Origin of the sequence: Synechococcus sp. H55.9, assembly GCF_047462355.1 — a bacterium.
GTDB lineage: Bacteria > Cyanobacteriota > Cyanobacteriia > Thermostichales > Thermostichaceae > Thermostichus.
This window is the reverse complement of record NZ_JANSJB010000109.1, coordinates 1-7,410: the sequence shown is the minus strand read 5'-3', so window position 1 is coordinate 7,410 and position 7,410 is coordinate 1. Positions and strand designations below refer to the sequence as shown.

The window sequence follows — 7,410 nt, the reverse complement described above, 5'->3', positions numbered from 1 at the left end:
CCCTCAGGGAGAGGGGCTGGGGGTGAGGGCCATCCCTCAGGGAGAGGGGCTGGGGGTGGTCGCGTGAGCGGCGCGGAGCGCTTGGGCCATCCCTCAGGGAGAGGGGCTGGGGGTGAGGGTTAACTCCCTGATTAGTTCTCCTCATGGGCAAAGCGACGGTAGAGAAAGTCGAGGGCAGAGTTGCGCAACTCGTAAAATTCCGGCATTTCCATGATGCGCGCGCGGCTGCGCGGTCGCCCAAAGGGGATCGTCAAAATCTCGCCAATATGGGCAGCAGGGCCATTGGTCATCATCACCACCCGGTCTGCCAGATAAAGAGCCTCGTCGATGTCGTGGGTAATCATCAAAACCGTGCAGCGGTGATCTCGCCAAATGGCCAGCAGCTCATCCTGCAGCTCTTGCTTGGTAATGGGATCCAAGGCCCCGAAGGGCTCATCCAGCAACAGCACTTCTGGGCGCACCGCCAGCGCGCGGGCAATGGCCACTCGCTGCTTCATACCCCCGGAGAGCTGCTTGGGCCGCTTGTGGGCTGCTTCGGCCAAACCCACGAGTTCTAGGTGTTCTTGAACGATTTCCCTTTTCTCTCTAGGGGATTTATCGGGATAGACCTGGTCCACCACCAAATAAACATTTTCAAAAGCCGTCAGCCAGGGCAGAAGGGAATAGTTCTGGAACACCATCATCCGATCCGGCCCTGGGGCGGTGATGGGCTGGCCCTTGAGGGTAATGGATCCCGAAGTAGGAGCAGAAAACCCGGCCACCATGTTGATCAAGGTGGACTTGCCGCAGCCGGAGTGGCCGATGATGCAGACAAATTCGCCGGCGGCCACTTCCAAGTTGACATTTTCTAGCGCCACAAAGGCTCCTGCCGCCGTAAAGTAGGTCTTGCCCACATTCTGAAGGGAAAGAAGGGGCAGACCTGAGAGGGAAGAGGCTGAAGAAAAGGACAAAGAAGTTAAGCGAGAGTGGGTCATCATAAAGCCTTCCAGTTGAGTTCAGTAGGGCAAAAACTAGACCTTGCTGAGGGGGTATTCCTGCAGCTTCAGCTCCTGGCGAATGGCCACCGACTCCAGGTAGTTCAAGGGATCCTCGCCATCAAAGCGGGATCCGTCGGCAAAGAGCAAAGCCCCGCGATCGTGGGCCCGATCCGGCAGCCCCAGTTCTCTGGCAGCTAGGGCGTAGGTTTTGTCATCCAGCACTTGGTCGAGGACAGCAACCCAATTGCGAGGGAAGGGGCAGATGCCCCAGCGAGCCATCTGCGTCAGGATCCAGAGGTGCTCCAAGCGTTCGGGGCAGGTGTTGCGCCCGTTGGCAAACTGGTGGAAACCGACAATCACCTGCGATTCATCGGCAATGCCCCGCTGCAGGATGCCCCTCCACCCCGGCTCCAGATCGGCTGTGACCACGCCCACATACTGGGGCTGGGCCAGCCACTCCAGGATCTGGGGACGGTGCTGCGGCTGATCGCAGTAGTGACAGGCCTCCAGCAGCGCCTTGACCAGAGCCACGTGGGTGCGGGGGTAGCTTTGGGCCCAGTCTTGGCGCACCGCCAGGACTTTCTCGATGTGGCTGGGCAAGAGTTCGGGAGTGGTGGCAACGATAACCCCCACCTGTTCCCGCACGGCGCGGGAGTTCCAGGGTTCGCCCACGCAGTAGCCGTCGATGTTGCCGGCCTTGAGGTGGGCCACCATCTGCGGCGGCGGGATCACCGTCAACGTCACATCTCGATCCGGATCCACGCCGCCGCTGGCCAGCCAATAGCGCAATAGGAAGTTGTGCATCGAGGCCGGGTGCACCACCCCCAGCGTATGAACCGTATCGGGAGTTTGGCGGAGGTACTGGCGAAGATCCCAGGGGCTCTGGAAGGCCTGCAGCAGGAGTCGGCGCCCAAAGGTGATGGCGTTGCCGCCGCGGGAAACAGTAAGCGCAGTTACCAAAGGCACCGGTACCCCGCCCACCCCCAGGGTAGAGGCCAAAGGGATCCCGGCCACCACCAGGGCCGCATCCAGCCGACCGGAGCGGCTCCCTTCCCAGATGGTTTTCCAGCCCGGCTCCCTGACCAGCGTGACCTGTTCCAGGCCGTACTTCTGAAACAGGCCCTTTTCTTGGGCCACCACCAGAGGGGCGCAGTCGTTGAGGGGCACAAAGCCAATTGCCAAGTTGACTTTTTCCAGCCCCCCCTTGGCGATGGCCACACGGGTAGGAGTTTTCTGGCGGGCCCGCTTTTGCTGGTTGAGAAAGTAGATCATCTCCCCCCGCAGGCTGTAGTACTCGGGGTGATTCACCACTTCCAACCGGTGGCGCGGCCGCGGAAACGGGATCCGCAAGATCTGGCCGATGCGGGCCTCCGGGCCATTGGTCAGCAGCACCACCCGATCCGAAAGCAGAAGCGCCTCATCCACATCGTGGGTAACCAAAATACAGGTGAGCTGCTCCGCCTGGGCAATCTCCATCAGTTGCTCCTGCAGGCTGCCGCGGGTGAGGGCGTCCAACGCCCCAAACGGCTCATCCAGCAGCAGCACCCGCGGGCGAATGGCCAAAGCCCGGGCAATGGCCACCCGCTGTTTCATCCCCCCCGACAGATGGGCGGGCCGCTTGTCGGCTGCCCCCTGCAAACCCACGCGGCGGATGTGCTCTTCCACGATGCGGGCTCGCTCTGCTTGGGGAAGGGATCCCAGCACCTCGTCCACGGCTAGGGCGATGTTTTCCCGCACCGTCAGCCAGGGCAGCAGGGAATAGTTCTGGAACACCACCATGCGCTCCGGGCCGGGCTCCGTCATCTGCCGGCCTTCCAGCAGCACGCCGCCGCGGGAGGGTTTTTCCAGGCCGGCGATGATGTTGAGGAGGGTGGACTTGCCGCAGCCGGAGTGGCCAATTAGCGAGACAAATTCCCCTTTTTGGATCTCCAGATGGATGTCTCTTAGAGCGGGATAAACCTCCCCATTGTCCAGGAAAAAGTCTTTGTCTACATGGTCAACTTCGATGTAGGGCTGAGTCTTCATGATGCTACCTAAGGGATCCCTTGAGATTCATTTTTGAAAAGTGAGCAAACTGTCAGCAGCCAACTCCGGGCTCAGTCCAACCTAGTGATCCTCGGCAACCACCAACGAGCCAATCCAAGCCGTAACCCGATCCAACAAAAGGCCAACCAGGCCGACATAGATCAAAGCCACAATAATTTCGCTGATGCGGGAGCTATTCCAGGCATCCCAAATGAAGAAGCCGATGCCCACCCCGCCAACCAACATTTCTGCAGCCACAATCGCCAGCCAAGAGAGGCCCACCCCGATGCGCAGGCCGGTAAAGATGTAGGGCACCGTGGCCGGAAAGACAATCTTAAAGAAATACTTCCAGCCGGACATGCGTACAATTCTGGCCACATTGCGGTAGTCCTGTGGGATCCGCTGTACACCGGCAATGGTGTTGATCAAAATGGGCCAGAGGGCCGTGATGAAGATAACAAAAATGGCGGAGGGGTTGGCATCGCGAAAGGCGGCCAAAGAAATCGGCAGCCAAGCCAGAGGTGGCACCGTGCGCAACACCTGAACAATGGGATCCAAAGCCTCATGCAGCCAGCGGTTGACCCCGATCACCATGCCGCCCAAAACCCCCACCAGACTGGCCAAGAAAAACCCAATGAACACCCGCTGCAGGCTGGCCCAGATTTGCCAGAACAGTCCTTTGGCGTTGCCGCCGTAGTCAAAAAAGGGATCTTTAATGAGGGGATCCCAGGTGTCCTGCCAAACTTGGAGCGGGGTGGGCAGGTTGGCGCCGGGCCGGCTGTAGAGGATTTGCCAGAGCAGGAGCACGATGAAAATTGCCGTAGCGGGCAAGAGAATGCGGCGCAGCGCTTGATGGATCCGGACTCGTTGCCTCCAAGCGGATCCAGAGCTCGTGGCAGAAGGGATCCCGGCATGGGCCTGAAGAGAGGCACCTTGGCTCAGCAGCCAACGGCCTAAGCGGATGAGCAAAGGGAAGAGGTGGCAGCCCACCTTCAAGGCAAAGTGGAGAAGATGCATAGTTTGCTGAGAGTAGGGCTATGGTCAAAGTCAGCGTAGGGAAAGTGCAAGAGAGAAGAGGTTTAATTTGAACCTGTCTGGGGGCTCTTAGGGAAATCTCTCGGACAGGGGGCTTGCAGGTGTTCTGCAAGCCCTGGAAGGAGCAGGCTAGGCCAGCTTCTTGATGGCCAATTTCTCCAGATAGGCAGCCGGATTTTCGGGGTCGAACTTGACCCCATCGAAGAAGGTTTCCACGCCGCGAGAGGTGCTGGGGGGAATGGCGGCCTCTTGGCCAATGGCTTTGGCGGCCTCGCGCCAGAGATCTTCTCGGTTGACCTTGTCCACCAGGGCTTTGGTATCCGTGTCGGCGGGCAGATAGCCCCAGCGGATGTCTTCGGTCAGGAACCAAAGGTCGTGGCTCTTGAAGGGGTAGGAAGCATTGTCTTGCCAGAACTTCATCAGGTGGGGGCTGTTTTGCACCACTTTGCCGGTGCCGTAGTCAAAGGTGCCTTTGGCGCGACCCAAGATATCGGCCACAGGAACCCCCAGCCAGCGGCGGTCGCCGATGATCCGGCACATTTCCTCTTTGTTCTCCATTTGGTCGCACCAGATCTGGGCTTCTTGCACCGCCTTCAACAGCGCCAAGGTGGCTTTCGGGTGGGCATCCACCCAGTCAGCCCGCAGAGCAAAGGCTTTCTCAGGATGGCGATTCCACAGCTCGCCGGTGGTGAGGGCGGTATAGCCCTCTTTTTGGTTCACCAGTTGAGCATTCCAAGGCTCGCCCACACAGAAGGCTTCCATCGTTTTGGATTTCATGTTGGCCACCATCTGGGGCGGCGGCACCACAATGACAGAGACATCGCCATTGGGATCGATCCCGCCGGCGGCCAGCCAGTAGCGCATCCACAGGTCGTGGGTGCCGCCGGGGAAGGTTACCGCGCATTTGGGATCCCTGCCGGCAGCTCGCGCTTCCGCAAACTTGGCTTTGAGGGGGGAACTATCCAGGCCAATTTGCAAATCCCGGTACTCGTTGGCAATGCTGATGCACTGACCGTCCAAGTTCAGGCGGGCCAGAATGTACATCGGTACCGGCTTGCCATCGGTAACTTTGCCGGTGGTGATGAGATAGGGCATGGGGGTGAGAATGTGCGCCCCATCGATGCCGCCAGCAGCGGATCCCAGCACCAAGTTGTCGCGGGTGGTGCCCCAAGAGGCCTGCTTGACCACCTCCACGTCCTTCATGCCGTACTTGTCAAAAAACCCCTTCTCTTTGGCGATGATCAGGGGGGCGGCGTCGGTGAGAGCAATGAACCCCAGCTTGGCCCGCGGGGTCTCGGGAGTATCGGCCTGGGCCACCCAGTAGCCCTGACCCAAAGATTGCGATTGGGCGCGTGGGATCCCAGCCGCGGCTGCTCCTGCTGCCAGGGCGGCTGCCCCGGCCAAAAATTGGCGACGGGAGAACAGTTTAGACATCGGAACCTCCAAGATTTTGAACGACGCAGAGAGAAAACCTTCCCCAGACTTGGCCCCTACTTAGCAAGCCATCACGGGGGAAGAAGCAGTTTGAGCAGCCGATGGACGCTGGCGCGGCCTGGCCCCGAAGTGCTCAATCAGCAGCTCCACCAAGACGGGCTTGAGGTCTTCGCAAGGGATCCCTCGACGCACACATTCGCCCAGCTTGGCGTCTTTGCCCACTTCTCCCCCCATGTAGATGTCCACCGCTTCCACCGGCTTGCCGTCCTTGCGGGCGGTGGTGCCCATTAGGCCGATATCGGCCACCTGGGGCTGGCCGCAGGAGTTGGGGCAGCCCGTCCAGTGGATGCGCACCGTCTGCGGGATCTCCAGCTCGGCTTCCAGCTCTTCCATTAGAGCCACAGCGCGGTTTTTGGTCTCGATGAGGGCAAAGTTGCAGAACTGGTTGCCCGTGCAGGACACCAGCCCCCGCTGCAAGGGCCCTGGGTTGGGGGAGAACTTTTTCAAGAGCGGCTCTTTAAGCAGCGGCGCCACCCGCGAATCGGGCACATTGGGGATGAGCACGTTCTGCTCCACCGTCAGCCGCAGCTCCCCGGAGCCGTATACCTCCGCTAGGCGGGCCAGCTCCATCATCTCCAGGGCATTCAGCCGTCCCACCGGCACGTGCAGGCCAACGAAGTTCAAGCCCGGCTGCTTCTGGGCATGCACCCCCAGGAGATCCCGCTTCTGCCAGACCACCTCATCTTTTTCCGCCGCTCTGGACAGCGGATGGCCGATCTGCCGCTCCACAGCCGCCCGAAACTTCTCCAGGCCCCACTCGTCAATGAGCCACATCAGCCGCGCCTTCTGCCGGTTGGCCCGCAGGCCGTGATCCCGGTAGACCAGCAGCACCGCCTCGCACAGAGGAACCACATCGCGCGGATCCACCCAGACATCCAGCCCGATGGCCTCGGCACAGCGGCGGGCCGAAAAAAAGCCCCCCACCAAGACGTTGAAGCCCAGCTTGCCCGCTTTGAAGGCCGGCACAAAGGCCAGGTCGTTGATCTCCGCATGAACGGAGTTGTCGCGACAACCGCAGATGGCGATGTTAAACTTACGCGGCAGATTGGTGAAGGAAGGGTTGCCCTCGCCGTTGTTGGTTACCATGTCCTGCACCTTGCGGGTGAGGCCGCGCACGTCAATCAGCTCATCTGGGTCAATGCCCGCGAGGGGGGATCCCGTAATGTTGCGCACATTGTCCATGCCCGACTGGATGCTGGTTAGGCCCACCTCCTTCAAGTAGCCCAAGATCTGGGGCATCTCCTCGATGGGGATGCCGCGCAGTTGCAAGTTCTGCCGGGTGGTGATGTCGGCTACGCCATCTTTTCCATAGGGATGGATGATCGCCGCCAACATCCGCATCTGGCCGCTGGTCAGGATCCCATTGGGCAGGCGCAGCCGCAGCATAAACTGGCCGGGCGTGCGCTTGCGAAAGAAGATCCCCAGCCACTTGAGGCGGTGATCCCGGTCGTCTTCAGGGATGTTCTCCCAGCCCATGCGGGCAAACGCTTCCAGCTCGGCTTTGACCGCCAGCCCGTCCTTTTCGCTTTTGAGGCGCTCAAATTGGTTCGCCATCGTCGCTGCCGTAGGGTAACACCGGCTACCTTAGCGATGGCCAACCGTTAACTTTGGTATTTGCCGTTACATTTTGTAACAAGTTATGCCGTTTTGTCATTTTCCAATTGCGGTTTGTGCATAAAAGTAGGCTTGCAAAGGTGAGGCACAGTCATTTCAAGCAGCAATGAAACGTTTCTCTGCATCCTCATGGCTATGCAACGCTGTCGTGAACGCGCTGCTCTAACCCCCCTCTCCCTTTGGGAGAGGGGCCGGGGGTGAGGGCTGGGCGGTCTGGATCTGGCTCTGCCGTGCTAGGTGTCTGTATCTTAAACACATCTGACGC

5 protein-coding genes are annotated in these 7,410 nt (G+C 60.0%); all 5 read right to left on the bottom strand.

The window, feature by feature from the left end:
* Positions 1-131 precede the first annotated feature (131 nt).
* On the bottom strand, positions 132-974 hold the full coding sequence (locus tag NW857_RS11645) for an ABC transporter ATP-binding protein (protein ID WP_414335841.1): 843 nt from the start codon (positions 972-974) through the stop codon (positions 132-134).
* Between the two features lie 36 nt (positions 975-1,010).
* Positions 1,011-3,002 carry a nitrate ABC transporter ATP-binding protein gene (locus NW857_RS11640; protein WP_414335839.1) on the bottom strand — a complete coding sequence of 664 codons (1,992 nt, stop codon included), beginning with the start codon at positions 3,000-3,002 and terminating at the stop codon, positions 1,011-1,013.
* 81 nt (positions 3,003-3,083) lie between these two features.
* On the bottom strand, positions 3,084-4,019 hold the full coding sequence (gene ntrB, locus NW857_RS11635; protein WP_414335837.1) for a nitrate ABC transporter permease: 936 nt from the start codon (positions 4,017-4,019) through the stop codon (positions 3,084-3,086).
* Positions 4,020-4,166: 147 nt separating this feature from the next.
* The gene (locus NW857_RS11630; RefSeq protein WP_414335836.1) at positions 4,167-5,471 is read right to left on the bottom strand and encodes a CmpA/NrtA family ABC transporter substrate-binding protein; all 1,305 of its coding nucleotides are present in this window, start codon (positions 5,469-5,471) and stop codon (positions 4,167-4,169) included.
* Positions 5,472-5,531: 60 nt separating this feature from the next.
* Positions 5,532-7,085, bottom strand: coding sequence for a ferredoxin--nitrite reductase (locus NW857_RS11625; protein ID WP_414335834.1), 1,554 nt, complete (start codon positions 7,083-7,085; stop codon positions 5,532-5,534).
* Positions 7,086-7,410 lie beyond the last annotated feature (325 nt).

What these genes read in the sequence shown, in the direction of transcription:
- NW857_RS11625 (WP_414335834.1), bottom strand. Translation starts at nt 7,085, where the DNA reads ATGGCGAACCAATTTGAGCGCCTCAAAAGCGAAAAGGACGGGCTGGCG.
- NW857_RS11640 (WP_414335839.1), bottom strand. Translation starts at nt 3,002, where the DNA reads ATGAAGACTCAGCCCTACATCGAAGTTGACCATGTAGACAAAGACTTT.
- NW857_RS11645 (WP_414335841.1), bottom strand. Translation starts at nt 974, where the DNA reads ATGACCCACTCTCGCTTAACTTCTTTGTCCTTTTCTTCAGCCTCTTCC.
- NW857_RS11630 (WP_414335836.1), bottom strand. Translation starts at nt 5,471, where the DNA reads ATGTCTAAACTGTTCTCCCGTCGCCAATTTTTGGCCGGGGCAGCCGCC.
- ntrB (WP_414335837.1), bottom strand. Translation starts at nt 4,019, where the DNA reads ATGCATCTTCTCCACTTTGCCTTGAAGGTGGGCTGCCACCTCTTCCCT.